Here is a 25,982-nt window from a genome sequence, read left to right on the forward strand (position 1 = left end):
GACGATCTGTACGCACGGGAGTCTAGGGCCTGATAAAGAGACGGTAAGCAGCCCGTCACACCTTGGGACACGGGGCGGACTCGGGAAGGTGCGTCCCGGGAGTGGGTCCGAGGGGTGGGTCCGGGGGGTGGGTCCCCGGGGGGTGGGGTTTTCCTCAGTGCGTCCTGGCGGTAGACCTCATGGCGCGGCGTCGCGCGGCACGGCACGCTGACTCGTATGACCGAACGCCTCTCGACACCGACGCCTCGCGGGAACACCGGCGCCGCGCCCGGCGACCGCCCGCCGCCGGCCCGTTTCGCCTACGACCGGCACACCTGGATGGAGATCGCCCACCTGCTGGCGAACCTTCCGGCGTCGCTGCTCGGATTCGTGTACGTGGTGACGATGCTGTTCACCGGCGTCGGGCTGACGGTCACGGTGATCGGGTTCCCGTTGCTGGCCGCGGGGCTGATGGGTGCGCGGCAGTTGGGCAAACTGGAGCGGGCCCGGGCCCGGGCCCTGCTCGGGGTTCGAGTGGAGGAGCCGAGCCGGCTTCCGTTGCGCGGCGGGGGCGGGTTCTTTCCCCAGCTGTGGATGGCGCTGAAGGACCCGGTGGGCTGGCGCACCGTCCTGTACGACTTCATACGGCTCCCCTGGGGCATCCTCACCTTCGTCGTCACCCTGACGTCGCTTTTCGTGCTGTGGCCGGTGCTGCCGTTCATCGCTCGAGGCCTGGCCAACGCGGACCGGGCGATGGTGCGGGCGCTGCTCTCCCCCTCCGACGAGCTGGAGCGGCGGATCGCCGAGCTGGAGTCGGACCGGGGCGTCGTGGTCGACACGGCCGCGGCCGACCTGCGGCGCATCGAGCGCGACCTGCACGACGGGGCCCAGGCCCGCCTGGTCAACCTGGCCATGGGGCTGGGTCTGGCGAAGGAGAAGCTGCTGGAGGACCCCGACGCGGCGGCGGCCATGGTCGACGAGGCGCACGGCGAGGTGAAGCTGGCCCTGCAGGAGCTGCGGGACCTGGCCCGCGGCATCCACCCCGCGGTCCTGACCGACCGCGGCCTGGACGCGGCGCTCTCCTCGGTCGCCTCACGCTGCACCGTGCCGGTCAAGGTGACCGTCGACCTCATGGAGCGCCCTGCCGCGGCCATCGAGGGCATCGCCTACTTCACCGTCTCGGAGCTGCTGCAGAACGTCAGCAAGCACAGCCGGGCGAGGACCGCCGCCGTGGAGGTGTGGCGGTCCTCCGACCGGCTGCTCATACAGGTGAGCGACGACGGCCGCGGGGGCGCCCGCCTCGACGGCGGTACGGGGATGAAGGGGCTGGCCGACCGGCTGAGCGCCGTCGACGGTCTCTTCGTCGTCGACTCGCCGGAGGGCGGTCCGACGACGGTGACCGCCGAGCTGCCGTGGCGCGACCGCACCGGCGACGACGCCACCGCGCGCGAGTCCGGCGCTTCCCGCGGGCACTGAAGGAGCACGCCACAGGGGCCGGCATGCGCCCCGGGGTGGGGAAAACCCCCCTCTCGAGACGCCGACGGGCTCCATGGCCCGTGAGCGGGCGGTCGATCAGGGTGGAGTTACGACGGCACAGCCATAGGACGAGGAGAAGGACGGCACCGATGGCCACGGATTACGGACACAGTTACGGGTTCGGGAGCGGGTCCGGCTTTCCCGAGGACACCGCCGCGCGACGCCACCGGCTGCCGGCGGGGCTGCGCGCGCCGTTCGAGGCGCGCAGTTGGCGAGAGTTCGGTTATGTGCTGTTGAGCCTGCCGATCGGCATCCTGCTCTTCACCTACGCCGTCACGATGGTGTCCCTGGGAGCGGGGCTGCTGGTGACGTTCCTTGGCGTCCCGGTGCTGGCGGCGGCGCTGGCCGGCTGCCGGGGCTTCGGTGCGATGGAGCGGGCACGGGCTCGGGTCCTGCTGGGTCTGCGGGTGTCCGACCCGGAGCCGCTGCGGATGAAGAAGCAGGGCGCGCTGGGCTGGATGGGGGCCGTCCTGAAGAGCGGCGTTTCCTGGCGGAGCCTGCTGTACGCGGTGCTGCAGTTCCCGTGGTCGGTGTTCTCCTTCGTCGTCGCCGTGAACGTCTGGGCGTTCGGGTGGGCGATGCTCACGTACCCGCTGTGGTTCTGGGTGTTCCCGATGTACGCCGGGCAGGACGGGCTCCAGCTCTACGGTGACGAGACGCACCGGGTCTACCTGGACAACCCGTTCGAGATCACCATGACCGCGCTGGTCGGTCTGCTGTTCACACTGGCGACGCCGTGGATCGTCCGGGCGCTGACGACGGTGGACCGGGTGATGGTGCACGGCCTGCTCGGGCCGTCGCGGCTGGCCACCCGGGTGGTGGAGCTGGAGTCGGACCGCGGGGTCGTGGTCGACACGGCCGCGGCCGACCTGCGGCGCATCGAGCGCGACCTGCACGACGGGGCCCAGGCCCGCCTGGTCAACCTGGCCATGGATCTGGGACTGGCCAAGGAGAAGCTGAAGGAGGACCCGCGGGCGGCGGCGGTCATGGTGGACGAGGCGCACGGCGAGGTGAAGACGGCGCTCCAGGAGTTGCGGGACCTGGCCCGCGGCATCCACCCCGCGGTCCTGACCGACCGCGGCCTGGACGCGGCGCTCTCCTCGGTCGCCTCACGCTGCACCGTGCCGGTGCAGGTGGAGGTCGACCTGACGGAGCGGCCGGCGTCGGCGATCGAGGGCATCGCCTACTTCACCGTCTCGGAGCTGCTCCAGAACGTCAGCAAGCACGCGCGGGCCACGGTGGCCTTCGTGGAGGTCTGGCGCGTGGAGAACCGGCTGATGCTCCAGGTCGCGGACAACGGTGTGGGCGGAGCGGCGGTGTCGGCCGGTTCGGGGCTGGCGGGCCTGGCGGAACGGCTCGACGCGGTGGACGGAATCCTCGTGGTGGACTCGCCGGACGGAGGCCCGACGCGGGTGACCGCGGAACTGCCGTGGCGGAGCGAGCCGGTGGCCGGCCACTGAATCGCCCGGTCCCCGCCACCTCCGCCCGGCGCCGCGCGTGCTGGACGGAGGCGGCGGGGCGTGAAGGCACCGGCCCCGGCCTCGCGGAATCGGCCCTTGCCGGACCGCTCCGTGCCGGGCCGCTCCGTGCCGGGTCGGGCCATGCCGGGTCGGGCCATGCCGGGTCGGCCGACCCTGACCGAGCCTGAGTGAGGCGGGCCGGACCATGCCGGTCCGTGCGGGCGAGGCCAGCTATGCCGGTCCCGTGCCGGGCGAGGCCAGCCGTGCCGGGCCATGCCGAAACCCGATCGGCGTGGCAGCCGGACCCCGATCGGGTGTGCCCGAACAGGACCCCGGTCGGTGTACCCGAACAGGACCCCGGTCGGTGTGGCAGCCAGACCCCGATCGGTGTGCGGTGTGCCCCATCCGGACCCCGATCGGCGTCACCGAGCCGGCCCCGGCCAAGGTGGCCGGTAATCGGTCGCCGAGGAGCCGGACCTGGCCGGAACCCCCTGCTCCGCGTTCTCTTCCCGTTGCCCGAGCGCATTCGGTCTCCGATGCTGGGATGCTGGTCCTGTCACACGGACGGGTTCGTGGACGCGGCGTGGGCCGCGCGGGCCGTGCGGTGGACGGGCTGTGGGGGGCCGAGGATCGTGGAGGACAGGGTGCGGGTGGTCATCGCCGAGGATTCAGTGCTGCTCCGAGAGGGGCTGACCCGGTTGCTGACCGACCGGGGGCACGAGGTCGTGGCCGGTGTCGGCGACGGTGACGCGTTGATCAAGACCATCACCGAGCTGGACGCGCAGGGCGAGCTGCCGGACGTCGTGGTGGCGGACGTACGGATGCCGCCGACGCACACCGACGAGGGCGTGCGCGCCTCGGTGCAGCTGCGCAAGGCGCATCCCGGTCTCGGCGTACTGGTGCTGTCCCAGTACGTGGAGGAGCGGTACGCGACGGAGCTGCTGGCCGGTTCCAGCCGGGGCGTGGGGTATCTGCTCAAGGACCGGGTCGCCGAGGTGCGGGAGTTCGTGGACGCGGTGGTGCGGGTGGCCGGGGGCGGTACGGCCCTGGACCCCGAGGTGGTCGCCCAGCTGCTCGGGCGCAGCCGCAAGCAGGACGTGCTCGCGGGGCTCACCCCGCGGGAGCGGGAGGTCCTGGGCCTCATGGCCGAGGGCAGGACGAACTCGGCGATCGCCAGGCAGCTGGTGGTGAGCGACGGGGCCGTGGAGAAGCACGTCAGCAACATCTTCCTGAAGCTGGGGCTGTCCCCCAGCGACGGTGATCACCGGCGGGTGCTCGCCGTCCTCACCTATCTCAATTCCTGACACGCGCAGCCCAGAGCCCGGAATCACCGGCCGCTCATCCGAACGAATGAGAAACCGGAGCACGGGCCGGGGGCGTCCTCACAGGCGCCGGGGGGCGCGGAAACCGTGGGACTACAGGGCGGCCGACCATCTCGAGGTCGTGTCCATCATGCGAATGTCCATCGGAAGGCAACCCCTGCGGACGTAGTGTTGATCCCGGGATGGTCGGTGGGAGACCACTCCCCGGACAGCCGCCTCGAGGGAGGTCCAGTCAGTGACCAGCCAGGTCAGCAGCCCAGCGGAGCAGGCCGACGGAACCGTCGTAGGAGAGCAGCGCAAACCGGCCGGGGCGAAGGACGTCCGCCGGCTGAACCGGGTGATCATCCGGTTCGCGGGGGACTCGGGCGACGGGATGCAGCTCACCGGCGACCGTTTCACCTCGGAGACCGCGTCGTTCGGCAACGACCTGTCGACGCTGCCGAACTTCCCGGCCGAGATCCGGGCGCCCGCCGGCACCCTGCCGGGTGTCTCGTCGTTCCAGCTGCACTTCGCCGACCACGACATCCTCACGCCCGGCGACGCCCCGAACGTACTGGTGGCGATGAATCCGGCGGCGCTGAAGGCGAACATCGGCGACATGCCGCGCGGCGCGGAGATCATCGTCAACACGGACGAGTTCACCAAGCGGGCGATGCAGAAGGTCGGCTACGACGTCTCGCCGCTGGAGGACGGTTCGCTCGACGGCTACCACCTGCATCCGGTGCCGCTGACGACGCTGACGGTGGAGGCGCTCAAGGAGTTCGGCCTCTCCCGCAAGGAGGCCGAGCGGAGCAAGAACATGTTCGCGCTCGGGCTGCTGAGCTGGATGTACCACCGGCCCACGGAGGGCACGGAGAAGTTCCTGAAGACGAAGTTCGCGAAGAAGCCGGACATCGCGGCGGCGAACATCGCCGCGTACCGGGCGGGCTGGAACTTCGGTGAGACCACGGAGGACTTCGCCGTCTCCTACGAGGTCGCCCCGGCGGCGAAGGCGTTCCCGCCCGGCACCTACCGCAACATCTCCGGGAACCTGGCCCTGGCCTACGGCCTGATCGCCGCCTCCCGCCAGGCGGACCTGCCGCTGTTCCTGGGCTCGTACCCGATCACCCCGGCCTCCGACATCCTGCACGAGCTGAGCCGGCACAAGAACTTCGGTGTGCGCACCTTCCAGGCGGAGGACGAGATCGCCGGGATCGGCGCGGCGCTGGGCGCGGCGTTCGGCGGTTCGCTGGCGGTGACGACGACGAGCGGCCCGGGCGTGGCGCTCAAGAGCGAGACGATCGGGCTCGCGGTCTCCCTGGAGTTGCCGCTGCTGGTCGTGGACATCCAGCGGGGCGGGCCGTCGACGGGGTTGCCGACCAAGACCGAGCAGGCGGACCTGTTGCAGGCGATGTACGGGCGCAACGGCGAGGCGCCGGTCCCGGTGGTGGCCCCCCGCACTCCGGCCGACTGCTTCGACGCCGCTCTGGAGGCGGCGCGGATCGCGCTGACCTACCGCACACCGGTGTTCCTGCTCTCGGACGGCTACCTGGCCAACGGCAGCGAGCCGTGGCGTATCCCGGAGACCGGCGAACTGCCGGACCTGACGGTGCAGTTCGCGCAGGGCCCCAACCACACCCTGGACGACGGCTCCGAGGTGTTCTGGCCGTACAAGCGTGACCCGCACACCCTCGCCCGTCCCTGGGCCGTGCCGGGCACCCCGGGTCTCGAGCACCGGATCGGGGGGATCGAGAAGCAGGACGGCACGGGGAACATCTCCTACGACCCGGCCAACCACGACTTCATGGTCCGCACCCGCCAGGCCAAGATCGACGGCATCCAGGTCCCGGACATCGAGCCCGACGACCCCGACCAGGCCCGCACCCTGGTGCTGGGCTGGGGCTCCACCTACGGGCCGATCACGGCGGCCGTCCGTCGCCTCCGCGGTGCCGGGGAGGCGATCGCCCAGGCGCACCTGCGCCACCTCAACCCCTTCCCGCGCAACCTCGGTGACGTGCTCAAGAGGTACGACAAGGTGGTGGTCCCCGAGATGAACCTCGGGCAGCTCGCCACCCTGGTCCGGGCGAAGTACCTGGTCGACGTGGAGTCGTACAACCAGGTCAACGGCATGCCGTTCAAGGCGGAACAGCTCGCCACCGTGCTGAAGGAGGCCATCGATGGCTGACGCCAACGCATTGCTCCAGCTCGTCCCCAGGGCCGAGGGCAAGCAGTCCATGAAGGACTTCAAGTCCGATCAGGAAGTGCGCTGGTGCCCCGGCTGCGGTGACTACGCCATTCTCGCCGCCGTGCAGGGATTCATGCCGCAGCTCGGCCTGGCGAAGGAGAACATCGTCTTCGTCTCCGGCATCGGCTGCTCCTCCCGCTTCCCGTACTACATGAACACCTACGGGATGCACTCCATCCACGGCCGCGCCCCCGCCATCGCCACCGGGCTCGCCGCCTCCCGCCGTGACCTGTCCGTCTGGGTCGTCACCGGCGACGGCGACGCGCTCTCCATCGGCGGCAACCACCTCATCCACGCCCTGCGCCGCAACGTCAACCTCAAGATCCTGCTGTTCAACAACCGGATCTACGGCCTGACGAAGGGGCAGTACTCCCCCACCTCCGAGGTCGGCAAGATCACCAAGTCGACGCCGATGGGGTCGCTGGACGCCCCCTTCAACCCGGTCTCCCTCGCCCTGGGTGCGGAGGCGTCGTTCGTGGCCCGGACCGTCGACTCGGACCGCAAGCACCTCACCGAGGTCCTGCGCCAGGCCGCCGACCACCCCGGCACGGCCCTGATCGAGATCTACCAGAACTGCAACATCTTCAACGACGGCGCCTTCGACGCCCTCAAGGACAAACAGCAGGCCGAGGAGGCGGTCATCCGCCTCGAACACGGACAGCCCATCCGCTTCGGCGCCGACAACGCGAAGGGTGTCGTACGCGATCCACGCACCGGCGACCTGGAGATCGTCGCCGTCACCGCGGACACCGAGGCGGACATCCTGGTCCACGACGCCCACGCCACGTCACCGACCACGGCCTTCGCGCTGTCCCGGCTCGCCGACCCCGACACCCTGCACCACACCCCGATCGGGGTTCTGCGCTCGGTCGAGCGCCCGGTCTACGACACGCTCATGTCCGACCAGCTCGACACCGCCGTCGAGCAGGACGGCAAGGGCGACCTCACCGCACTGCTCGCCGGCGGCGACACCTGGACGGTCGTCGGCTGACGGACCGCCTGCACAGCACACGAGGGCCCGGACGAACAATGTCCGGGCCCTTTGCTTACCCAGAGGTAGGTACCTTACTTCAAAGTGGTCACTTTCCTATGGTTAGCGCACGACTTAGGGTTAGTCATACCGACCCCCACAAGGAGTGCTGAAGCCATGAGCATCGTCGTCACCGGAGCCACCGGAAACCTCGGCCGCCACGTCGTGCGGCAGCTACTGGAGAAGGTTCCGGCCGACCAGGTCACCGCGGTCGTCCGCGACCGCGACAGGGCCGCCGACCTCGCCGCCCTCGGCGTACGGCTCGCGGTCGCCGACTACAACGACCCCCAGACCTTCGACGCCCTGTTCGCGGCCGGCGACCGGGTGCTGCTGATCTCCGGAAACGAGTTCGACAAGGGCCGCGTCCAGCAGCACACCGTCGTGATCGACGCGGCGAAGCAGGCCGGCGTCGCCCTGCTCGCGTACACCAGCGCCCCGAGCAGCCTCACGGCCGCGCTCGCCGACGACCACCGCGCCACCGAGGAGGTGCTGACGGGTTCGGGCGTGCCGTACGTACTGCTGCGCAACGGCTGGTACCACGAGAACTACACCGAGCAGCTGGCCCCCGTCCTGGAGCACGGCGCCGTCGTCCAGGCGGCGGGTGAGGGACGCGTCTCCTCCGCCTCCCGCGCCGACTACGCGGCCGCGGCCGTCGCCGTACTGACCGGCGAGGGCCACGAGAACAAGGCGTACGAGCTGGGCGGCGACGAGGCGTGGAGCTTCGCCGAGTACGCGGCCGAGCTGAGCCGGCAGACCGGCAAGGAGATCGTCTACACCCCCGTCTCCACCACGGTCTACACCGGCATCCTCACCGGCGCCGGGGTGCCCGGCCCGCTGGCCGACGTCTTCGCGGGAGTGGACGCGGCGATCGAGAAGGGCGAACTGGTCGTCGCCACCGGCGACCTCTCCCGGCTGGCCGGCCGCCCGACCACTCCGCTCGCCGAGGCCGTCGCCGCGGCACTCTCGAGCTGAACCGCGCGGGCCGCCCGGCCCGAACCGGAACCGGCCCGCCCCACTCACCCGCCCTCCTGTCATGACCGTATGCCGATACGGGCATGACAGGAGGGCGGGTGCGGCGCTACCTTCGTCGTGGCATGCATCCGTCCCCGCATGCCGAGTGCGAGAAGGAGGTGGCCGTGGCCGGGTCGTCCAGGAGTGAGCAGCGAGTAGGCCTGCTGAACGGCTTCGCGGCGTACGGGATGTGGGGCCTGGTCCCGTTGTTCTGGCCGCTGCTCAAGCCCGCGGGCGCCGGGGAGATCCTCGCCCACCGGATGGTGTGGTCCCTCGCCTTCGTCGCCGTGGCCCTGGTCGTCGTACGGCGCTGGGCCTGGGCGGGGGAGCTGCTGCGGCAGCCGCGCAGGCTCGGTCTGGTCGCCGTGGCCGCCGCGGTCATCACCGTGAACTGGGGCGTCTACATCTGGGCCGTGAACAGCGGCCACGTGGTCGAGGCCTCGCTCGGGTACTTCATCAACCCGCTGGTCACCATCGCGATGGGCGTGCTGCTGCTCAAGGAGCGGCTGCGGCCCGCGCAGTGGGCGGCGGTCGGGACCGGCTTCGCCGCCGTGCTCGTCCTCACCGTCGGCTACGGCCAGCCGCCCTGGATCTCCCTCTGCCTCGCCTTCTCCTTCGCCACGTACGGCCTGGTGAAGAAGAAGGTCAACCTCGGCGGCGTCGAGTCGCTGGCCGCCGAGACGGCGATCCAGTTCCTGCCCGCGCTCGGCTACGTGCTGTGGCTGGGCGCGCAGGGCGAGTCGACCTTCACCACCGAAGGTTTCGGGCACTCGGCACTGCTGGCCGCCACCGGCCTGGTGACCGCCATCCCCATGGTCTGCTTCGGCGCGGCGGCGATCCGCGTGCCGCTGTCCACGCTGGGGCTGCTGCAGTACCTGGCCCCGGTCTTCCAGTTCCTGCTCGGCGTCCTCTACTTCGGTGAGGCCATGCCGCCCGAGCGCTGGGCCGGCTTCGCACTGGTCTGGCTGGCGCTCTCCCTGCTGACCTGGGACGCCCTGCGCACGGCCCACCGCAACGCCCGGACCCTGCGGGCCCAGCTGGACCGGGCGGGCGGCGGAGTACCGCCGGCCAAGGACGGCACCGGCCGGGAGAAGGGCATCGTGGCCTCCGGGGTCCCGGCCCAGGACCCGGCCGACAACGAGCAGGCCGGGAACGAACAGGCCGACGCCCCGGCGGGAAAGCCGTAGCACCACTCCCCCACGCCCCTGCCCCCTCAGCGCCTCTCCGGTCCCCGACGGGCGCGGTGGGCCCTGGCCTTCTCGCGGTTGCCGCAGTGTTCCATCGCGCACCAGCGGCGGCGGCCCGGGCGCGAGGTGTCGACGAAGAGCAGCTTGCAGTCGTGTGCGCCGCACTCGCGGACACGGTCGGCGTAGGGGCCCGTGAACAGCTCGATCGCGTCGCGCGCGACCGTCGACAACAGACGCACCCCCGTGGCCCCGGGGGCCCAGCCGCGGGTGCCGTCCGCCTCGACGCGGGCGGTGAGCGGCGGCTCGGCGGCCGCGGCGTTGACCACGTCCAGGTGCTCGGGCCGCAGCGGGCGTCCGTGGGCGCGGTCCGCGGTGAGCAGGAAGAGGGCATCGCGCAGTGTCCGGGCCCGCAGCACATCGGCCTGCTCCACCACCAGGTCGAGCCCACCCGGCAGCCGGCTGCGGCCGGCCCAGGCCACCAGGTCCTCGGGGCGGTGCAGCACCTCCCAGCGCGCGTAGGCACCCGGCCCGCCCGTCGTCAGCAACTCCAGGCACAGGGCACCCGGGTCGAAGCGGTACGGCTTGCCCTCGTGCGACAGCAGCGTCAGTCCGGGGGCCGGTTCCGGCGATTCCACTGTCCGCTCACTCACGTAACCATTATAACTGGTTACATGACACCAACCGCGGGACCCGCCCCCTTGCACTTCAAGATCGTCATCGACGCCGCCGCGCCGCACGCGCAGGCGGACTTCTGGGCCGCCGCCCTGCACTACGAGGTGGAGGACAACAGCGCGCTCATCGAGAAGCTGCTGGGTTTCGGGGCCGTGCCGCCCGAGCTGACCACCGAGTCCCACGGCCGCCGCGCCTGGCGGGATCTGGCCGCCGTACGGCACCCCGACGACCCGTACCAGGAGGAGAGCGGCACGGGACTGGGACGGCGCCTGCTGTTCCAGCGGGTCCCGGAGACCAAGTCCGGAAAAAACCGCATCCATCTGGACGTGCACGCGGCCGAGGGGCGGCGCGAGGAGGAGGTGGCCCGGCTGGAGGCGCTGGGGGCGAGCGTACTGCGGCACGTGAAGGAGCCCGGCGGGGAGTGGGTGATGATGGCGGACCCCGAGGGGAACGAATTCTGCGTGCACTAGGGGGAGGACGAGACGACCGCGTGGCGCCGGCGTCCGGACAGGGTCTCCGATATGCGCAACATCCTGGCCGGTTAACGGCCTTGACGCGCGGTCAGTCCCGACCCCACCATCCAGGCACCCCATTCACAGCGGAGTCCGTCCCCAGGGACTCCCCAGGAATTCGGAGCCCCCCACATGAAGCTCCCCCTTTCCGGACGTGCGCTGACGGCCGGTGCCGTCGCCGTGGCCACACTCACGACCGGCGGATCGGTGGCCGGTGCGGCGCCCGCCGCCGTTTCCGCCCCCGCCGCCGTTTCCGCCCCCGCGGCCGTTTCCGCCCCGGCGGCAGCCGCCGCACCCGACATCCCGATAGCCAACGTCAAGGCACACCTGACGCAGCTCCAGGCGATAGCCAGGGTGAACGGCGGCAACCGCGCCCACGGCCGCCCCGGCTACCAGGCGTCGCTCAACTACGTGAAGGCCAAGCTGGACGCGGCCGGGTTCACCACCACCGTCCAGCGGTTCACCGCCTCCGGCCGCACCGGGTACAACCTGATAGCCGACTGGCCCGGCGGCGACGCGAATCAGGTTGTCATGGCCGGGTCACATCTGGACAGCGTCTCCTCCGGTCCCGGCATCAACGACAACGGCTCGGGATCGGCGGCCGTCCTCGAGACCGCGCTCGCCGTGGCCCGGTCCGGCCACCAGCCCGCCAAGCACCTGCGTTTCGCCTGGTGGGGCGCCGAGGAACTGGGACTGGTCGGCTCCAGGTACTACGTCAACAGCCTCGGTTCCGCGGGCCGCGCGAAGATCAGCGGCTACCTCAACTTCGACATGATCGGCTCGCCGAACCCCGGCTACTTCGTCTACGACGACGATCCCACGATCGAGAAGACCTTCAAGGACTACTTCGCCGGCCTCGGTGTCCCCACGGAGATCGAGACCGAGGGCGACGGCCGCTCCGACCACGCGCCCTTCAAGAACGCGGGTGTGCCCGTCGGCGGACTCTTCAGCGGCGCCGACTACCGGAAGACGTCCGCGCAGGCGGCCAAGTGGGGCGGCACCGTGGGCCAGCCGTTCGACCGGTGCTACCACTCGTCGTGCGACACGACGGCCAACATCGACGACACGGCCCTGGACCGCAACAGCGACGCCATCGCGTACGCGATGTGGGAGCTGTCGCAGTAGAACCACTTCGCGGGTCCGGCCGGATCGCGGGCCCGCCTCAGCCGGCCTGGGCGCGGGCGGCGCGTTCGGTGAGGCGGCCCATGCGGGTGCGGGCCGACTCCAGCTCCTCGGCGTCCTCGGCGGCCGGGCCGTCCTCGGCGGCCAGTTCGCCCCACAGGCCCACGAGGTCGTGGCCGAGCTCCAGCCCGCGTGCCGGGTCGCGTACGGCGCGCCAGGCGGTGGCCGCGCTCTGGACGTTGCCGTAGGCGGCCTCCGCGTCGCCCGCGCGGCGGTGTATCCGGGCGAGGTCCAGGGAGAGACGGAAGGCGCGGTCGGGGTCGCCGGACAAGTAGGCGATGTAGGCGGTCAGTTCGCGGAGCCGGAGCACCTCGGCGTGCTCCGGCCCCAGCGTCCCGGAGGCGTCCGCCACGGCCTGCTCCGCGAGCCGCGCCGCCTCCTCCGTACGTCCTTCCTTGACGGCCTCGTTGATGCGCGCCGTCGGCTCGGCGAGAAGCGCGGGGGCAGTGGCGTCGCCGGGGGCGGTGAGCGGCCCGTCCCCGAGCACGGCCTCGGCGACGGCGTCGAAACCGCGGGCGGGGGTGGGGGTGGGCTTGGGTTCCGGGTCCACGTCGGGAACGACGAGGAACGGCCCGCCGGCCGCCCCGGACCCGGTCGGCACCTCAGCCCCGGCGACCGCCCCGGCGACCACCCCAGCCGCCGCTCGCGCCCCCTCGCGCTCGTGCTCTCCCTCGTCCTCGCCCGCGCCTTCGCCCTCGAAGCCACCGTTCGCCACGCCACCGTCCATCCGGGGCGGCGGCCCGAACGCTCCCGTCGGCGGCGCCACCGTCCCGGGCGCCGCGGCCCTCTCCGCACCGCCCGCCGGCTCCGGCAGGGCCCGCAGCGTGAAGGTCGGCGAGGAGTCGCCGGCCGGCGTGGGCTGCGGCTCCGGCACCGGTGTCAGGCGGAACGTCGGGGCGCTGTCCCGTGCCGGTGACACCGAGCGCAGGACGTGCGTGGGCCGGTCCTGCCGTGCGGCACCTCGTTCGGGAGTCGTCGGCGCCGGTTCCCCGGCGAGGTGGCTGGAGCCGTCCGGGTCGACCCGGAGCGGCACGGAGCACCCGATGCGCTCGTCGTGGATCGTGGCGAGGACGGGGCGGCCGGCGGCGACGGCGAGGCGGTGGAGGCGGTTCAGGACGGCGTTCTGGATCTCCTCGCCGGGGGCGGCGACGACAGGCGAGCCGTCGACCGAGGCGCTGCGCGCGCCGGAAGCGGTCGACGTGACCGCCGGCACACGGACGTCGATCGGCGTCGGCGCAGGGCCGGGCGAACGCTCGGCGTCCTCGTGTTCCCGTTGCCTGTCGCGGCCGAGTCGAGACATCGTTCCCCCACTCATCGGCGGCTTCCGTCGGCGGCTTCGTGCCCGTACCGTCCAGAGCCTGTCATGCCTGTCGTACACCTACCGTCGAGTCTCGCCGCTCGCTCCCGGTTCTCGCGTCACCGGGGTGTCACAGGCTCGTTCCAGGTGCGAGAGGGCCGTCCGGCTCACGCGCCGGGGCCCCGGGCCGGGTCGCTCACCGCCGGACCGCTCCGGGCCGGGTCGGCGCGGGAGTCGCGCTGCCGCGGGCGTCCGGTCCTGGCCTCCGGACCGTCGCCCGCGCCGCCGACAGCGCGCCCAGGTGGGCGGGCACCGTCGTCGTGCGCAACCGGGCCGCGACGGCCGACGGCATGCGCGCGACGCCTGAGAGGTCCCCTTGGATCCGTGAACGCAGCAGGGCGGTCCGCGCCAGGTGACCGCCGCGCCGGTCAGCCGTGAAGGTGTCCGCGGGCGCGTCCGCGACCGCTCGGACCGCGGCGGGAGGCACGGGGATCGGCGCGGCGCCCTCCACCGGCGTGCCGCTCGGGCCGACGCCGACCGAACGCAGCGCCGCGGCCCGCGTGGTCACGGAGGGTCCCCCGCCCCCGCCTCCCCGCTCCGGCCGTCCGCGTCGCCCGTCCGTGGGAACGCGCCAGCTCATCGTCCCGGTGAGCTCGTTGAAGGTCACCTCGACCCGCGTCCGCGGGGAGCGGCGCAGGGCCGCGCGCCGCCGCGCCCGGTGCTCCTGCCCCGTGTCCGGAAGGGGCTCCGGACCCGGCGGACGGGCTGCCGGGCCGGAGCGGGACGCCCGGCCGGGGCGGGGCAAGCGGCCGGGGCGGGCCGCCGGGCCGCCGCCGGGGCCGGCAGCCGGCTCACCGTGGCTGCGCATACGGCCCCTCAGTGTCCGGACGCGAGTCGCGCAGCGCGTCTGCCCGCGCGGCGAGGCGGCCCATCCGCGCGCGGGCCGCCTCCAGGTGTGCGGGGTCGGCCCCGGACCGGCTTCCGTCAGCGAGCATCTCGCTCCACAGGGCGATCAGCTCGTGCCCCAGAGCCAGCCCCTGGACGGGGTCCGGCAGGGCCCGCCAGGCGGCGGCCGCACTCTGCACGTTGCCGAGCGCCGCCTCGTCGTCCCGGCCCCGGCGGACTCGCGCGAGCGCCATCGAGAGGACGAAGGAGCGTTGCGCGTCTTTGGCCAGGTAGGCGATGTAGGCGGCGAGTTCGCGCAGTTGCAGCGTCTCCGGGTGTTCCGCGCCCAGAGTCCGCGCCGCGGAGGAGATGGCCTGTTCCGCCATGGTCGCGGCCGACTCGATCCGCCCCATGCTCACGGCCTCGTTGATCCGCCGGACGGGCTCCGCGAGCAGTGCGGGGGCCGCGGCGTCCACCGGTGCCGCCACGGCCGCCGCCGGCCGGTCGGCCGACCGCTGATCCGACCGCCCGGACCGCTCCGGCTCGGGGGCCGGCATCCTCGGGGCGGGTTCGCCGGACACCCGGTCCGGAACCGCGCGCAACGCGCGTGTCGCTTTGTCGCGGGCGGGCCGGGCGGGGGCGGCCGGAACCCTCTCCGGCGGCATGGGGCCGTCCTGCTCACGGCCGGCGGGGCGCTCGTACGGCGGGGCGGTGCCCACGGCCGCAGCCACGTCGGGCCGTGCCTGACGGGGCAGCGGGACGGGCTCCCCGGCGAAGCGGCTCGATCCGTCCGCCGCGACGCGGATGGGCGTGCTGTACCCGATCCGCTCGTCGTGGACGTCGGCCGCGACGGCGTGGCCGGTGGCGAGGACCAGCTGGTGAAGGTAGTCCAGCACGGCGTCCTGAACGCTCTCGCCGGATCCCGCGACGACCGGCAGGCCCCCCACCGAGGCGCTCCCGTCGGCCGTGACGTGCACGTCGATGGGCTTGAGGCCGGGGGCCGGCGGCCGCTCCTGCCCCGCCTGGTTCTTCTGCCGCTTGTGCTCGCTGCGACTGAATATGGGCATGGATTCCCTCACTGCGTGGGGTCGTCGGACGACGAACCGGTGGGCTCCGGCGACTCGTTCGGCTTGGGCGGGGTGGCGGCTTCGACGACGGTCGCGTCGTCCACGCGCCATGGTTCGCCCACGGCCGTACGCACCAGCTTGACGTAGGCGTTGAGCCGCGGTCCGGTACCCGTCCAGCCGTCCCTGCCGTGGGCGGTTCCGGCCACGACGAGCGAGCGGTAGGCGATCCCTTCGGTGTCGCGCGGGGCGTCGTCCACCAGTTCACTGCTCACGGTCACAGTGGTCCACGCCTGGTGGCGCTCCCAGTCGTTCCACTCGCTGCCGGGTCCGGCGGCGGGCCGATAACGGCGTTCGGCCGAAGCCCTGCGCTCCGTGCACCAACGCGTGCCTCGCAGCACCGCGCCGTGCGGACTCGTGTCGTACTTCGTGTCGTAGCTGTACGTCGTCTCCGCCCAGGCCTTGGAGACCGCCGTGGCGTCGCTGTCGTCGACCGCGCCGAGGTCCGGGACGTGCGCGTCGGGCCCGAGCGGCTTTCCCGACGGGACGGGAACCTTGGGCAGGATGGACGGTTGCTGCGAGGTGCTGCCGTCGGACCTCGAACCCGCCTCGCGGTGGTCGGGCAGACCGCATCCCGACAGCAGGACGAGGCCGGTGGTCGCCGTCACCACGGCGGTCACCGGCCCGCGTACGGACCGTGTGAAATGTCTCCTCATCCTGTCCCCCCTGGCCTGAGCCGTCATTCCATCCCCAGCCATGGTGCGGGATCGACGTACTGGCCGTTCTGCATGACCTCGAAGTGGGCGTGCGGGCCGGTCGAGAAGCCCGTGGAGCCCACCTCGCCGACCTGCTGGCCGACCTTGACCGTCTGCCCCACGGCGACACTGAAGGCCGACATGTGGTTGTACGTGGTGGAGACCTGCTTGCCGTCGATGCTGCCGTGCGAGATCACCACCCGGTTGCCGTAGCCGTTGGACCAGCCCGCGAAGGTGACCTTGCCGCCGCGCGCGGCGAGGAACGGCGTGCCCGCGGCGGCGCCGAAGTCGATTCCGGTGTGCAGTTTGTTGACGTGCAGGACCGGGTGGAAGCGCATCCCGTAGGGCGAGGTGACGGGCGGCGTACCGCGCAGCGGCATGGCCATCCGTTGGCCCGGCGGCAGCTTGCCGGGTGGGTCGTCCACCGACTCATACTTGGGTATCAGGGACTTGATGCGGGCGACGTAGTTCCGCGTCTCGGTGTACGGCGGTATGCCCCCGTAGTCCTCGACGGCGCCGGGGCCGGCGTTGTACGCGGCCAGCGTCAGATCGAGTGTCTCGCCGGATGCGACACCCCGTTTCTTGTACCCCTCGACCTGTTCGGCGAGCGCGCAGTCGTAGCGCCCCTGGGCCATGATCGCGTCACCCGGGTCATAGGGCGACACCCGGCCGTTGCCGTCGTCGTCCCGGCCCCAGTTCGCCCACGTGCCGGGCATGAACTGGGACAGGCCTTCAGCGCCGACCGGCGACACGGCGTTCGGGTTCCATCCCGACTCGGCCTCGATCTGGGCCGCCACGACCGCCGGTTTGATCACGTCGCACAGCGCGCCGGCCTTGAGCACCCAGGGAACGTACTCGGCGGGCACGGCCCCGTCCTGGAGACCGCCTCCCACTCCGGTCCCGGCACCGCCGCCCGCCGCACCGCCCGCGCCACCGCTCACCGCGATCATCATGACCACGGGCAGCATGACCGCGGCGACGCCACCGCCGAACACCCATGCCGCCGCGCCGCCTCCCCCGTTCTGCGACATCAACCCCCCTCGTCCTCAACTGCTCCGGCACAACGCCTGGTTGAGTTTCCCGGTCGACAGCCCCCGAGCCGGTCACCGCTACGTCACAAACTCGTCCCAGAGCCTCACAGGCAGTTACCTGCCACTCTGTCATCAGTAATGATCAATGGGTAAACCGCTGATCTGACACGGGGGAGTGCGGCGGTGACAACCAACATGCCGTCGGGCACGTACGGTCCGGAGATCTGGACCCGCGAGCCCCTCATCACGGCCGGGCAGCCATCGGCACCCACCGCGGACGCCCAAGCACCGGATCCGCCACGGCAGTTGGCGTGGGTCGGCGCGCACGGCGGTGCGGGCACGTCCACACTGGCGACCGTGCTCGGCGGACTCGACGCCGGGTGCACCTGGCCGCGCCCCGACCACGGGGAGCCGGACGGGGTGCTGCTGGTGGCCCGCACCCATGCCGCCGGGCTGCAGGCGGCGTCCAGGGCTCTCGACGTCTTCCGGCGCGGGGATCAGCCGCCGGGCCTGGAACTGATCGCCGTCGTACTGGTCGCGGACGCACCGGGACGCCTGCCCCGCCAACTGCACCAGCGCATCAAGGTCATCGGCTCGGTGACCGCCGTGCACCGGTTGCCCTGGGTCCCCTCGTGGCGCACCGGGGACCTGGGCGCACCGCCACCGCGCGAGACGGCCGCATTGAGCCGGCTGCTGGCCGCACCACCCCGACGCACGGCGACGAGGAGTACCCGATGATCAGTCACCCGATGACCATCCTGGCCGTCGGCTCGGACGTCACGACCGAGCTGGACACGGTGCTCGGCTGGATGGCGTGGCTGGTCACCTGCGCCGGCGTGGCCGGACTGATCATCGTCGGCACACGCATGGCGCTCGCCGTGAAGACGGGGGACGTGGAGGAACACCTGCGCGAGTTCCTGACGGTGATGGGCGCCTGTGTCATCGGCGCCTCCGCGGGGCCGCTGGTGCAGATGCTCATGCTTTCCTGAGCGGCCGACGGGAGCGGCACGGCGCGTACGGCCGCCGTCTCGATTGCCACGTACATGTCACAGCGTGGTGCTGATTCGCCACACGCATGGCGCGACGTCACAGCGGTCGCAAGACTCACGTCGACGCCACCGGCCGGCACGCACACCGGCCGGCACGCAGAACCATCAAGGACGTCACCGGCCGAAGGCCGGAAACAATCGGGGAGAGAACATGTTGGACAGACTCGTCGCCAAGGCACACGAGAACATAGTCCTGGCGGACGGCACCGTCCCGAATCCCGACCGGAACGCGCCGGACGCGCTCACCGGCAAGGTGGACACGGTCCTGGGCATCCTCGCCTGGGGCGGCACGGCGGCCGGTGTGGCCGGTGTCCTGATCACCGGCGCCATGATGGCGATCTCCATGCGCCGCGGCGAGGGCTCGGAGCACATGGGCCGGCTCGGCATGGTCCTGGGCGGCTGCGTCCTGGTGGCGACCGCCGGCCCCGTCGTCACCTTCGTCTTCGGCTGATGCGCTCCGCGTCCCGATCGTCCCGACGGAAGGCGGTACCGACATGGTGACCCCCGGTCGATCCCGAGGGGGCAGCGGGGAGTGGGAGAAGCCCTTCTGGCAGCAGCGGGGCTGGATCCTGTCGGCCGGATTCCTCGCGACGCTGCTGGTCATCGGCCTGGTGGCCCTGATGAGCAGCGGCGGTGACACGCCGACGACGCGCGCCGACGACCCGACGCGGGCCCCGGCGCCCGCCCCGAGCAGCACCGGTGACGCGGACGGCGGCCGGCCCGAGGACTGCCGCACCGACGACAGCGACCAGGACAAGCCGACAGCCGTTCCCGCGGACTTCGCGTGGAAGGCCAACGGCACGGGACTCGTGCCCGTGTCCGGGACGGTCGGACCGCTCAAGTACGACGGTCCCGTCTGGTCCTGCTACGCGCACACCCCGATGGGCGCGGTCCTCGCCGCGCACTCCATCACGGACCACTTCAGCTACCCGGGCTGGCGTGAGGTGATGGAGCGGCAGGTCGTGCCCGGAGCGGGCCGCGACGCCCTGATCTCCAGCCGCTCGCAGGACGAGGACAAGCCCACCTCGGGCAAGGCGGACGCCGGCGGATACGCGGGCTTCTCGGTCCTGGCCTACGACAAGGAAGAGGCGACAGTGATGCTCCTGCTGCGCGGCCCCGAGAGGGGTGTGTACGGCACGGCCTCCGTGACCGTGCGCTGGCACGAGGGCGACTGGAAGGTCGTACCCGGCGCGGACGGCTCGGTGTACTCCGGCATGGCGCAGGTGAGTGGCACGCAGGGCTTCGTCACCTGGGAGGTCTGACATGGCCTGTACCTGGAAGGTGTACGACTGTGTCGGCGAGGGTCTGGAGTGGGGCCTCGGTGAAGTCGGCGAGGACATCACCAGCGGAGCCGTCGAGGTGTTCGCCAAGGCGATCGGCGAAGCCGCCTCCGAAGTGCTGAAGTCGCTCAACGGCGTCTGGCTGGGGGTGGAGACGGGCGAGACCGCGGAGCCCATCGGCACCATTCAGGGCGAACTCAACTGGCTGGTCGGCTACGTGGCCGTGGCCTCCCTGCTCATGGCGGCGATCCGGATGGCGCTGGACCGCCGGGGACAGTCCATGAAGCTGGCCTTCATGGGCATGTGGAAGGTGCTGCTCGCCGGGGCCCTCGCCGTTCCCGCGGCAGGCGCCCTCACGAGGGCTTCGGACGCTTACGCCGAGGAGGTCTACGCCAAATCCGACCTCGGCGGCCAGGCGGCCGAGATGCTCGGCGTGATGACCCTGGGCCAGCCGGGTCTGGTCCTCGTCTTCGGCCTGCTGGTGATGCTGTCGACGTTCGTCCAGATCGTCCTCATGTACATCCGCGTCGGCGTGCTGATCATGCTGATCGGCACGCTGCCGCTCGCCGCGTCCGCCTCCATGACCGGATGGGGCGAAGGCTGGTGGAAGAAGCACATCGGCTGGCTGGCCGCCTGGCTGCTCTACAAGCCGGCCGCCGCGCTGATCATCTTCTCGGCGACGGCGATGACCAAGGAGGCCAAGGGCACCGAGGACCTCACCCGGACCATCGCGGGCATGGGCATGCTCATCCTGGCGGTCTTCGCCCTGCCCGCGCTGCTCAAGCTGATCGTCCCGGCCACCGCCGCCCTCGGCAGTACGTCCGGCGGCACGGTCACCCTCAACGCCGTCAACAACCTCGCCAGTGGCGCCGTGAGCATCGCCGGCGGCGCGGCCGGCGGGGGCGGTGGCGGAGGGGGCGGCGGAGGCGGCGCCTCAGCGAGTCCGCAGGGCTCCCCGTCCGCCGGGGCCGGAAGCTCCGCCGGAGCGGGCGGGGCCGGGGCCGGAGGTGCCGGCGGAGCGGGCGGTGCCGCCGCGGGCGGAGCCGCCGCCGCGGGAGCGGCCACCGGCGGAGTCGCCCTGGCCGCCCAGGCAGCCGCGGTCGTCGCGCAGACACAGGTGGCGGCGGCCTCGGAGGTCGCCAACTCCCTCGACGACAACGACGGGATGAAGGGGCACAACCAGTAGTCGTCGGCCGGGTGCCCACCGGTCCGGGCCGGGCAGGGTCCCCGGCCCGGCCCCAGCCCCCACCGCCCGCCTGGAAGACAGGCCGTTCACCCCGCAGAAGCCGGAAGAAGGAAACCCATGTCCACCGACGCCATGACGCGTCCCACCTACGGGAACTGGCGGCGCCCGCGCCGCCCCGGTCTCGGCCCGCTGGGCCTCCTCGGCACCGTCGTCGCCTTCGGCGGGCTCCTGCTGGCCCTGCTGGCCTCGCTGGTCTCCCTCATGCTCGCGATCGCCGTACTCGTCCCGGTCGGTCTCTTCCTCGCCCCGCTCGCGCTGCGCACCGCGGACGGCCGCAACGTCTACCAGGTCCTCGCCGTCCGCGTCGGCTGGATGAAGCGGAAGGCGAACGGTTCGACGACGTACGTCTCCGGACCGCTCTCGCGTCGCCCGGGCGGCCGTTTCCAGCCGCCCGGGCTGCTCGCCCGGACGAAGATGCACGAGGGCCGCGACGCCTACGACCGGCCGTTCGGCGTGCTCCACCACCCGGGCCGCAACCTGTACACACTGGTCATCGGCTGCGACCCGGACGGCGGCTCGCTCGTCGACCCCGAGCAGGTCGACGTCTGGGTGGCGTCCTGGGGCGACTGGCTGGCCCGGCTCTCCCACGAGCCCGGCCTGCGCGGCGCCCAGGTCGTGGTCGAGACCGCCCCGGACACCGGGACCCGGCTCGCGGCCGAGGTCCTCCCCCGCATCGCGCCCGACGCCCCCGCCGCGGCCCGTGCCGTGATGGAGGAGGTCGTCGAGCGCTACCCGTCCGCCTCGTCGGAGATGCACACCTACGTCGCCCTCACGTACGGCCCGACCGCCGGCCCCAAGCGCGGCACCGACGACGTCGTCACCGACCTGTCCATGCGGCTGCCGGGACTGCTGTCCGGCCTGATCGCCGCGGGCGGCGGCTCCGCGTACCCGCTCTCGGCGGAACGGCTCGCCGAGATCGTGCGCGTCGCCTACGACCCTGCGGTCGCCCCCGACGTCCTCAGCACCCGCGCCGAGCACACCGCGACCGGCATCGAGTGGGACGACGCCGGACCGGCGGCCACCGTCGAGACGGTGAACGCGTACCGGCACGACTCCGGTGTCTCCCGGACCTGGATGCTGACGCTCGCGCCGCGCGGCACCGTCCGCTCCAGCGTGCTGCGCGGCCTGCTGGAACCCGCGCCGGGCACCCGCCGCAAGCGGATCTCGCTGGTCTACCGGCCGATCGACCCCGCGACCTCCGCCCGCATCGTCGAGTCCGACCGCCGCTCCGCCCACTTCATGGCCGGCTCGCGCGGCGGACTGGTGCAGGCCCGCGCCAGCTCCGAGGTGCGGGCGGCGGAGCAGACGGCGGCCGAGGAGGCCTCCGGTGCGGGGCTCGTGGAGTTCTCGCTGATGGCCACGGTCACCGTCGACTCCGAGCAGGACCTCGAGGACGCGGCCGTCACCATGCGCAATCTCCAGGCGTCCTCCCGGATCGTGCTGCGTCCCGCCGACCGCATGCAGGCCTCGGCGTTCACCTGCACGCTGCCCGTCGGGCTGCTGCCGTGGGAGCACACCCTCGTTCCGTACCAGATCCGGGAGGCCCTGTGAGCAGGCAGAAGCAACCGCCCCGTCCGCCCATGGTCCCGCCTCGCGGCTGGCCCGGCCCCGGCGGCGGCCAGGTCGGGCACCTGGACCCGCCCGCCATGTGGCGGGCGACCACCGTGCAGGCCTGCGGACTGTGGCCGTTCGCCGCGGGCTCGGGCGCCCCCATGACCGGTGTGCCGCTCGGCCAGCACCTGCATACCGGTGCGACGGTCTGCGGCGACCCCATCTCCTGGTTCACCCGGGCCCGTTACATCTCCAACCCCTCGCTGTTCATGCTCGGCATGCCGGGTCTGGGCAAGTCGACGCTGATCAACCGCATGCTCATCGGCCTCACCGCGACCGGCGTCACCCCGCTGGTGCTCGGGGACCTGAAGCCCGACTACGCGGACACCGTACGGGCACTGGGCGGTCAGGTGATCTCCATCGGGCGCGGCGTCGGCGGCATCAACGTGCTCGACCCCGGCGCGATGGGCGAGGCCGCGGCGCGGCTCGGCGGCGAGCGCGGGCGAATCCTGGCCGCGGAGGCCCACGGCCGCGTGCTCAACATGGTGGCGGCGCTCGTCACCATCGTGCGCGGACGTCCCATGGACGACCACGAACAGTCGGTGCTCTCCGCCTGTCTGCACCACCTGGTGGAACGCACCGAGCCAGGGCGCGCCCCCTTGCTGGCCGACCTGCTGCGCGTTCTCGACGAGGGCCCCGACCGGGTGCGCGCGGTGACGCTGGACCGGGGCGACATCAACCGCTACCAGGAAGCAGTCGACCCGCTGCACCGCTCACTGCTCGGCATTCTGGACGGCCCGCTCGGCGACACGTTCTCCACCGAGACCTCGACCAGGATCGACCCGGCGTCACCGGCCGTCTGCGTCGACATCTCCCGCATCGGGGAGGCCGACACGCAGCTGACCGCGGCGGCGATGCTGGCCGCCTGGTCCGACGGGCTCGGCACGGTGGCCGCGGCGCACGCGCTCGCGGACGCGGGGCTCGCCCCGCAACGCTGGTTCTTCACGGTCCTCGACGAGCTGTGGCGTCCGTTGCGCGCCGCCTCGGGCATCGTCGAGCGGATCGACGCCCTGACCCGTCTCAACCGCTCCCTCGGACTCGGCGACGCGAAGATCACCCACACGCTCAAGGACGCCGAGGCGCTGGGCAGCGAGGCCGACCGGGCCAAGGCGCGCGGCTTCGTGGAGCGGGCCGGCATGGTCGTGTGCGCGGGGCTGCCGCGGACGGAGATGCGGGAACTGGGCGAGATCGTCGGCATGTCGGAACGGGAGGTCGAGCTGGTCTCCTCCTGGTCGTCCCCACCGGGCTGGGCAGGCACCGGCATCAACGAGGAGCCGCCCGGCCGGGGCCGTTTCCTGATCAAGGTCGGCGGGCGGCCCGGCATCCCCATCAAGGTGTCCATCACCGACACCGAGCGCGCCCTGCACAACACCAACAACCGCTGGACCGGCAACGAACTCAACCTCACCAAGCAGGGGGAGGCGTCGAGATGAGTGCACGGCCCGCCCGCAAGGGCCACTCCCCCGGGGACGACCTGCTGCCGTGGATCATCCCGGTCGTGGCCGTCCTGGTCGGCGGCTCCTTCGCCGGTGCCTGGCTCGGCGGCACGCTCGGCGCGGCGCTGGCCGGCGGCGGCTGGAATCCGCCCCCCTTCTCGCTGTCCACCCTGGCCACGCTGGTCCAGGACGGCCCGGGCGCCCTGTGGCCCGCCGCGCCGGGCGGCGCGGTGACGGCCGGCATCGCGACGGTCTTCGGCGTCTTCGTCGCCCTCGTGGTCGTGCTGGTCCTCCTCGTACGCGGCCGCGGCAAGCGTCCCGCCGGGCTCGCCGGCCGCGGGGAACTGGCCGGACTTCTTCCCAAGGGGGCGGCGGCCCGGGCCCGGTCGCTGCGCCCGTCGCTGTCCAAGACCGCCAGGCTGGAGCCCGACGAGACCGGCAACCTGCTGGGCAACCTGGAGCCCAACGGGCCGGAACTGCGCTCCAGCCACGAGGATGTGGAACTGGACCTGATGGCACCGCGCGCGGGCAAGTCCACCGGAATCGCCGTGCCGCGCGTCCTGCGCGCCCAGGGCAGCGTCCTGCTCACCTCCAACAAGGCCGACGTCTACAGCGTCACTCGTGCCGAACGTGAACGCACGGGCCGGGTCTGGGTGTTCGATCCGCAGGGCATCGCACACACCCCCCGCGCCATGTGGTGGGACATGCTGGCCGATGCCGCCACCATCGAGGGCGCCAGGAGGCTCGCGGGGCACTTCGTCGGCGCGGTCAACGACGACGCGTCCAGGCGCGACTTCTGGATCTCGGCGGCGCAGAACACGCTCACCGCGCTCTTCCACGCCGCCAACCGCGGCGGGCGCGGGGTCGTCGAGGTCCTGTCGTGGCTGGCCGACCCGGCCGACCGCACGCCCGTCGATCTGCTGCGCGACGCGGCCATGCCGGCCCTGGCCGACCAGTTGCAGGGCACCGTCCAGGGCGCCGTCGAGACCCGGGACGGCATCTACGAGACGGCCCGCCAGTGCGTGGCCTGCCTCCTCGACCCGGCCATCGCCGCCTGGGTGACGCCGGACGCGGCGGTGCCGCAGTTCCGTCCGGAACAGCACACGCTGTCCCGCGACACTCTGTACCTGCTGTCGAAGGACGGCGGCGGATCGGCCGCGGGTGTCATCGCGGCGGCCGCCGACTCGGTGCTGCGCGCGGGCGTGGTGGCCGCCGAACGGCAGGGGGGACGCCTGGACCCGCCGATGACGGCGGTACTGGACGAGGCCGCCAACGTCTGCCGCATCTCCGACCTGCCCGATCTCTACTCCCACCTCGGCTCGCGGGGCGTCAACATCGTCACCCTGCTGCAGAGTTACCGGCAGGGGGTACGGGTCTGGGGCGAGGCCGGGATGGACGCGCTGTGGGGCGCGGCCACCATCAAGCTGCTGGGTGCCGGCCTGGACGACGCCGACTTCGTCGAGAAGGTGTCCCGGCTGGTCGGCGAGCACGACGTGTCGACGGTCAGCGTGTCCCGCGGCAGGGACGGCCGGTCCCGCTCCACCTCCTACCGACTGGAGCGCATCCTGCCCGCCGACCGTATCCGCGCCCTGCCCAAGGGCACCGCCCTGCTCCTGGCCACCGGCGTCAGACCGGCCCTGATCCGGCTGCGCCCCTGGTACGCCGAGCCCGGCGCCGACCGCATCCAGGCGGCCGCCCAGGCCGAGGTGAAAGCCATCACCGCCCGCGCCGCGGAGAGGACCGTCCGATGACCGATGCCTCCGATCCGGCCGTGGACCGGCAGCCGGCCGCCGAACCGCCGTTCATCCTCTACATGGACGGTGAGGAGTACCTGCGGGAGTTGCGGAATCTGACTGTCTGGGTCTCCGACCTCCTGCTGCCCGTCTACGGCCGTGAGGTCTCCTCCTCCCAGCCCTGGTGCCCCCGGTGGTGGGAGCACCTCGAAGCCGTCGCACGCCTCCACGCCCTCTGGCTGGCCTGGCAGGAGTGCACCGACGCGGCGGCCGGCTCGGCGGGGCCCGCCGTATGGCACCGTGACCACCTCGGCCCGGCACTTGCCGAACTGCGCTCGCCGGTCGGCCCGTTCGCGGGGTGCAAGGAGGGGAGCCACCGGGCCAAGACCGTGCCGGTGGTGGAACCCTACGACGACGGGCGCACGCCGCAGGACGCGGCGGAACCCGATCCCTACGACGGCAACCTGTGGTAGACGAGGT

Annotated in this window: 24 protein-coding genes; 18 read left to right on the forward strand and 6 right to left on the reverse strand. The window is 72.3% G+C overall.

What is annotated here, in order from left to right; genetic code table 11:
* Nucleotides 1-216: 216 nt before the first annotated feature.
* From KUM03_RS03730 to rarD, 7 genes are all read left to right on the forward strand, one after another.
* A complete protein-coding gene (locus KUM03_RS03730; RefSeq protein WP_217245535.1) occupies nt 217-1,455 on the forward strand; it encodes a sensor domain-containing protein in 1,239 nt (412 codons plus the stop codon).
* A gap of 149 nt (nt 1,456-1,604) precedes the next feature.
* Entirely contained in the window at nt 1,605-2,975 is a 1,371-nt protein-coding gene (locus tag KUM03_RS03735; protein ID WP_217245536.1) for a sensor histidine kinase, read from the forward strand.
* Nucleotides 2,976-3,619: 644 nt separating this feature from the next.
* The gene (locus KUM03_RS03740) at nt 3,620-4,279 is read left to right on the forward strand and encodes a response regulator transcription factor (protein WP_289907232.1); all 660 of its coding nucleotides are present in this window, start codon (nt 3,620-3,622) and stop codon (nt 4,277-4,279) included.
* A 253-nt stretch (nt 4,280-4,532) separates the two neighbouring features.
* Nucleotides 4,533-6,461 carry a 2-oxoacid:acceptor oxidoreductase subunit alpha gene (locus KUM03_RS03745; protein ID WP_217245537.1) on the forward strand — a complete coding sequence of 643 codons (1,929 nt, stop codon included), beginning with the start codon at nt 4,533-4,535 and terminating at the stop codon, nt 6,459-6,461.
* Complete coding sequence (locus KUM03_RS03750; RefSeq protein ID WP_217245538.1) at nt 6,454-7,512, forward strand: 2-oxoacid:ferredoxin oxidoreductase subunit beta; 1,059 nt, start codon at nt 6,454-6,456, stop codon at nt 7,510-7,512. The genes KUM03_RS03745 and KUM03_RS03750 overlap by 8 nt, the downstream gene beginning before the upstream one ends.
* Nucleotides 7,513-7,668: 156 nt before the next feature.
* The gene (locus KUM03_RS03755; RefSeq protein ID WP_217245539.1) at nt 7,669-8,523 is read left to right on the forward strand and encodes an SDR family oxidoreductase; all 855 of its coding nucleotides are present in this window, start codon (nt 7,669-7,671) and stop codon (nt 8,521-8,523) included.
* A 164-nt stretch (nt 8,524-8,687) separates the two neighbouring features.
* Entirely contained in the window at nt 8,688-9,749 is a 1,062-nt protein-coding gene (rarD, locus tag KUM03_RS03760) for an EamA family transporter RarD (protein ID WP_217245731.1), read from the forward strand.
* Nucleotides 9,750-9,775: 26 nt separating this feature from the next.
* Here the strand turns inward: rarD and KUM03_RS03765 are convergent, their stop codons facing one another.
* Nucleotides 9,776-10,399: an ABATE domain-containing protein gene (locus KUM03_RS03765; protein WP_308406245.1), complete on the reverse strand. Its 624-nt coding sequence runs from the start codon at nt 10,397-10,399 to the stop codon at nt 9,776-9,778.
* A 21-nt stretch (nt 10,400-10,420) separates the two neighbouring features.
* Between KUM03_RS03765 and KUM03_RS03770 the strand changes: the two genes are divergently transcribed.
* Nucleotides 10,421-10,891 carry a VOC family protein gene (locus tag KUM03_RS03770; RefSeq protein ID WP_217245540.1) on the forward strand — a complete coding sequence of 157 codons (471 nt, stop codon included), beginning with the start codon at nt 10,421-10,423 and terminating at the stop codon, nt 10,889-10,891.
* Nucleotides 10,892-11,065: 174 nt separating this feature from the next.
* On the forward strand, nt 11,066-12,058 hold the full coding sequence (locus tag KUM03_RS03775) for a M28 family metallopeptidase (RefSeq protein WP_217245541.1): 993 nt from the start codon (nt 11,066-11,068) through the stop codon (nt 12,056-12,058).
* 37 nt (nt 12,059-12,095) lie between these two features.
* On the opposite strand, the gene KUM03_RS03780 is transcribed toward KUM03_RS03775, so the two are convergent.
* The 5 genes from KUM03_RS03780 to KUM03_RS03800 form a co-directional block, all read right to left on the reverse strand.
* Nucleotides 12,096-13,415: a tetratricopeptide repeat protein gene (locus KUM03_RS03780; protein ID WP_217245542.1), complete on the reverse strand. Its 1,320-nt coding sequence runs from the start codon at nt 13,413-13,415 to the stop codon at nt 12,096-12,098.
* 193 nt (nt 13,416-13,608) lie between these two features.
* The gene (locus tag KUM03_RS03785) at nt 13,609-13,980 is read right to left on the reverse strand and encodes a hypothetical protein (protein ID WP_217245543.1); all 372 of its coding nucleotides are present in this window, start codon (nt 13,978-13,980) and stop codon (nt 13,609-13,611) included.
* Between the two features lie 283 nt (nt 13,981-14,263).
* Complete coding sequence (locus KUM03_RS03790; RefSeq protein ID WP_217245544.1) at nt 14,264-15,364, reverse strand: tetratricopeptide repeat protein; 1,101 nt, start codon at nt 15,362-15,364, stop codon at nt 14,264-14,266.
* A gap of 8 nt (nt 15,365-15,372) precedes the next feature.
* A complete protein-coding gene (locus tag KUM03_RS03795; RefSeq protein WP_217245545.1) occupies nt 15,373-16,077 on the reverse strand; it encodes a hypothetical protein in 705 nt (234 codons plus the stop codon).
* 23 nt (nt 16,078-16,100) lie between these two features.
* Entirely contained in the window at nt 16,101-17,147 is a 1,047-nt protein-coding gene (locus KUM03_RS03800) for a peptidoglycan DD-metalloendopeptidase family protein (RefSeq protein ID WP_217245546.1), read from the reverse strand.
* A gap of 195 nt (nt 17,148-17,342) precedes the next feature.
* On the opposite strand from KUM03_RS03800, the gene KUM03_RS03805 reads away from it, so the two are divergent.
* The 9 genes from KUM03_RS03805 (at nt 17,343) to KUM03_RS03845 (ending at nt 25,975) form a co-directional block, all read left to right on the forward strand.
* A complete protein-coding gene (locus tag KUM03_RS03805) occupies nt 17,343-17,885 on the forward strand; it encodes a DUF6668 family protein (RefSeq protein ID WP_217245733.1) in 543 nt (180 codons plus the stop codon).
* A complete protein-coding gene (locus KUM03_RS03810; RefSeq protein WP_217245547.1) occupies nt 17,882-18,136 on the forward strand; it encodes a hypothetical protein in 255 nt (84 codons plus the stop codon). Before KUM03_RS03805 ends, KUM03_RS03810 begins: the two co-directional genes overlap by 4 nt.
* Nucleotides 18,137-18,347: 211 nt before the next feature.
* Nucleotides 18,348-18,647: a hypothetical protein gene (locus tag KUM03_RS03815; protein ID WP_217245548.1), complete on the forward strand. Its 300-nt coding sequence runs from the start codon at nt 18,348-18,350 to the stop codon at nt 18,645-18,647.
* Nucleotides 18,648-18,690: 43 nt separating this feature from the next.
* Nucleotides 18,691-19,458, forward strand: coding sequence for a hypothetical protein (locus KUM03_RS03820; protein ID WP_217245549.1), 768 nt, complete (start codon nt 18,691-18,693; stop codon nt 19,456-19,458).
* Between the two features lies 1 nt (nt 19,459).
* Nucleotides 19,460-20,662, forward strand: a complete 1,203-nt coding sequence (locus KUM03_RS03825) for a hypothetical protein (RefSeq protein WP_217245550.1) — start codon at nt 19,460-19,462, stop codon at nt 20,660-20,662.
* A 117-nt stretch (nt 20,663-20,779) separates the two neighbouring features.
* Nucleotides 20,780-22,273, forward strand: a complete 1,494-nt coding sequence (locus KUM03_RS03830) for an SCO6880 family protein (RefSeq protein ID WP_217245551.1) — start codon at nt 20,780-20,782, stop codon at nt 22,271-22,273.
* Between the two features lie 95 nt (nt 22,274-22,368).
* The gene (locus tag KUM03_RS03835) at nt 22,369-23,766 is read left to right on the forward strand and encodes an ATP/GTP-binding protein (protein ID WP_217245734.1); all 1,398 of its coding nucleotides are present in this window, start codon (nt 22,369-22,371) and stop codon (nt 23,764-23,766) included.
* The gene (locus KUM03_RS03840; RefSeq protein ID WP_217245552.1) at nt 23,763-25,520 is read left to right on the forward strand and encodes a type IV secretory system conjugative DNA transfer family protein; all 1,758 of its coding nucleotides are present in this window, start codon (nt 23,763-23,765) and stop codon (nt 25,518-25,520) included. The genes KUM03_RS03835 and KUM03_RS03840 overlap by 4 nt, the downstream gene beginning before the upstream one ends.
* A complete protein-coding gene (locus tag KUM03_RS03845) occupies nt 25,517-25,975 on the forward strand; it encodes a DUF4913 domain-containing protein (RefSeq protein ID WP_217245553.1) in 459 nt (152 codons plus the stop codon). Before KUM03_RS03840 ends, KUM03_RS03845 begins: the two co-directional genes overlap by 4 nt.
* Nucleotides 25,976-25,982 lie beyond the last annotated feature (7 nt).

It is taken from the genome of Streptomyces sp. AC602_WCS936 (genome assembly GCF_019049125.1).
Taxonomy (GTDB): Bacteria; Actinomycetota; Actinomycetes; order Streptomycetales; family Streptomycetaceae; genus Streptomyces.

What these genes read in the sequence shown, in the direction of transcription:
- KUM03_RS03755 (WP_217245539.1), top strand. Translation starts at nt 7,669, where the DNA reads ATGAGCATCGTCGTCACCGGAGCCACCGGAAACCTCGGCCGCCACGTC.
- KUM03_RS03815 (WP_217245548.1), top strand. Translation starts at nt 18,348, where the DNA reads ATGTTGGACAGACTCGTCGCCAAGGCACACGAGAACATAGTCCTGGCG.
- KUM03_RS03780 (WP_217245542.1), bottom strand. Translation starts at nt 13,415, where the DNA reads ATGTCTCGACTCGGCCGCGACAGGCAACGGGAACACGAGGACGCCGAG.
- KUM03_RS03845 (WP_217245553.1), top strand. Translation starts at nt 25,517, where the DNA reads ATGACCGATGCCTCCGATCCGGCCGTGGACCGGCAGCCGGCCGCCGAA.
- KUM03_RS03835 (WP_217245734.1), top strand. Translation starts at nt 22,369, where the DNA reads ATGTGGCGGGCGACCACCGTGCAGGCCTGCGGACTGTGGCCGTTCGCC.
- KUM03_RS03825 (WP_217245550.1), top strand. Translation starts at nt 19,460, where the DNA reads ATGGCCTGTACCTGGAAGGTGTACGACTGTGTCGGCGAGGGTCTGGAG.
- KUM03_RS03820 (WP_217245549.1), top strand. Translation starts at nt 18,691, where the DNA reads ATGGTGACCCCCGGTCGATCCCGAGGGGGCAGCGGGGAGTGGGAGAAG.
- KUM03_RS03800 (WP_217245546.1), bottom strand. Translation starts at nt 17,147, where the DNA reads ATGTCGCAGAACGGGGGAGGCGGCGCGGCGGCATGGGTGTTCGGCGGT.
- KUM03_RS03775 (WP_217245541.1), top strand. Translation starts at nt 11,066, where the DNA reads ATGAAGCTCCCCCTTTCCGGACGTGCGCTGACGGCCGGTGCCGTCGCC.
- KUM03_RS03830 (WP_217245551.1), top strand. Translation starts at nt 20,780, where the DNA reads ATGTCCACCGACGCCATGACGCGTCCCACCTACGGGAACTGGCGGCGC.
- KUM03_RS03730 (WP_217245535.1), top strand. Translation starts at nt 217, where the DNA reads ATGACCGAACGCCTCTCGACACCGACGCCTCGCGGGAACACCGGCGCC.
- KUM03_RS03735 (WP_217245536.1), top strand. Translation starts at nt 1,605, where the DNA reads ATGGCCACGGATTACGGACACAGTTACGGGTTCGGGAGCGGGTCCGGC.
- KUM03_RS03805 (WP_217245733.1), top strand. Translation starts at nt 17,343, where the DNA reads ATGCCGTCGGGCACGTACGGTCCGGAGATCTGGACCCGCGAGCCCCTC.
- KUM03_RS03840 (WP_217245552.1), top strand. Translation starts at nt 23,763, where the DNA reads ATGAGTGCACGGCCCGCCCGCAAGGGCCACTCCCCCGGGGACGACCTG.
- KUM03_RS03790 (WP_217245544.1), bottom strand. Translation starts at nt 15,364, where the DNA reads ATGCCCATATTCAGTCGCAGCGAGCACAAGCGGCAGAAGAACCAGGCG.
- KUM03_RS03750 (WP_217245538.1), top strand. Translation starts at nt 6,454, where the DNA reads ATGGCTGACGCCAACGCATTGCTCCAGCTCGTCCCCAGGGCCGAGGGC.
- KUM03_RS03795 (WP_217245545.1), bottom strand. Translation starts at nt 16,077, where the DNA reads ATGAGGAGACATTTCACACGGTCCGTACGCGGGCCGGTGACCGCCGTG.
- KUM03_RS03770 (WP_217245540.1), top strand. Translation starts at nt 10,421, where the DNA reads ATGACACCAACCGCGGGACCCGCCCCCTTGCACTTCAAGATCGTCATC.
- KUM03_RS03810 (WP_217245547.1), top strand. Translation starts at nt 17,882, where the DNA reads ATGATCAGTCACCCGATGACCATCCTGGCCGTCGGCTCGGACGTCACG.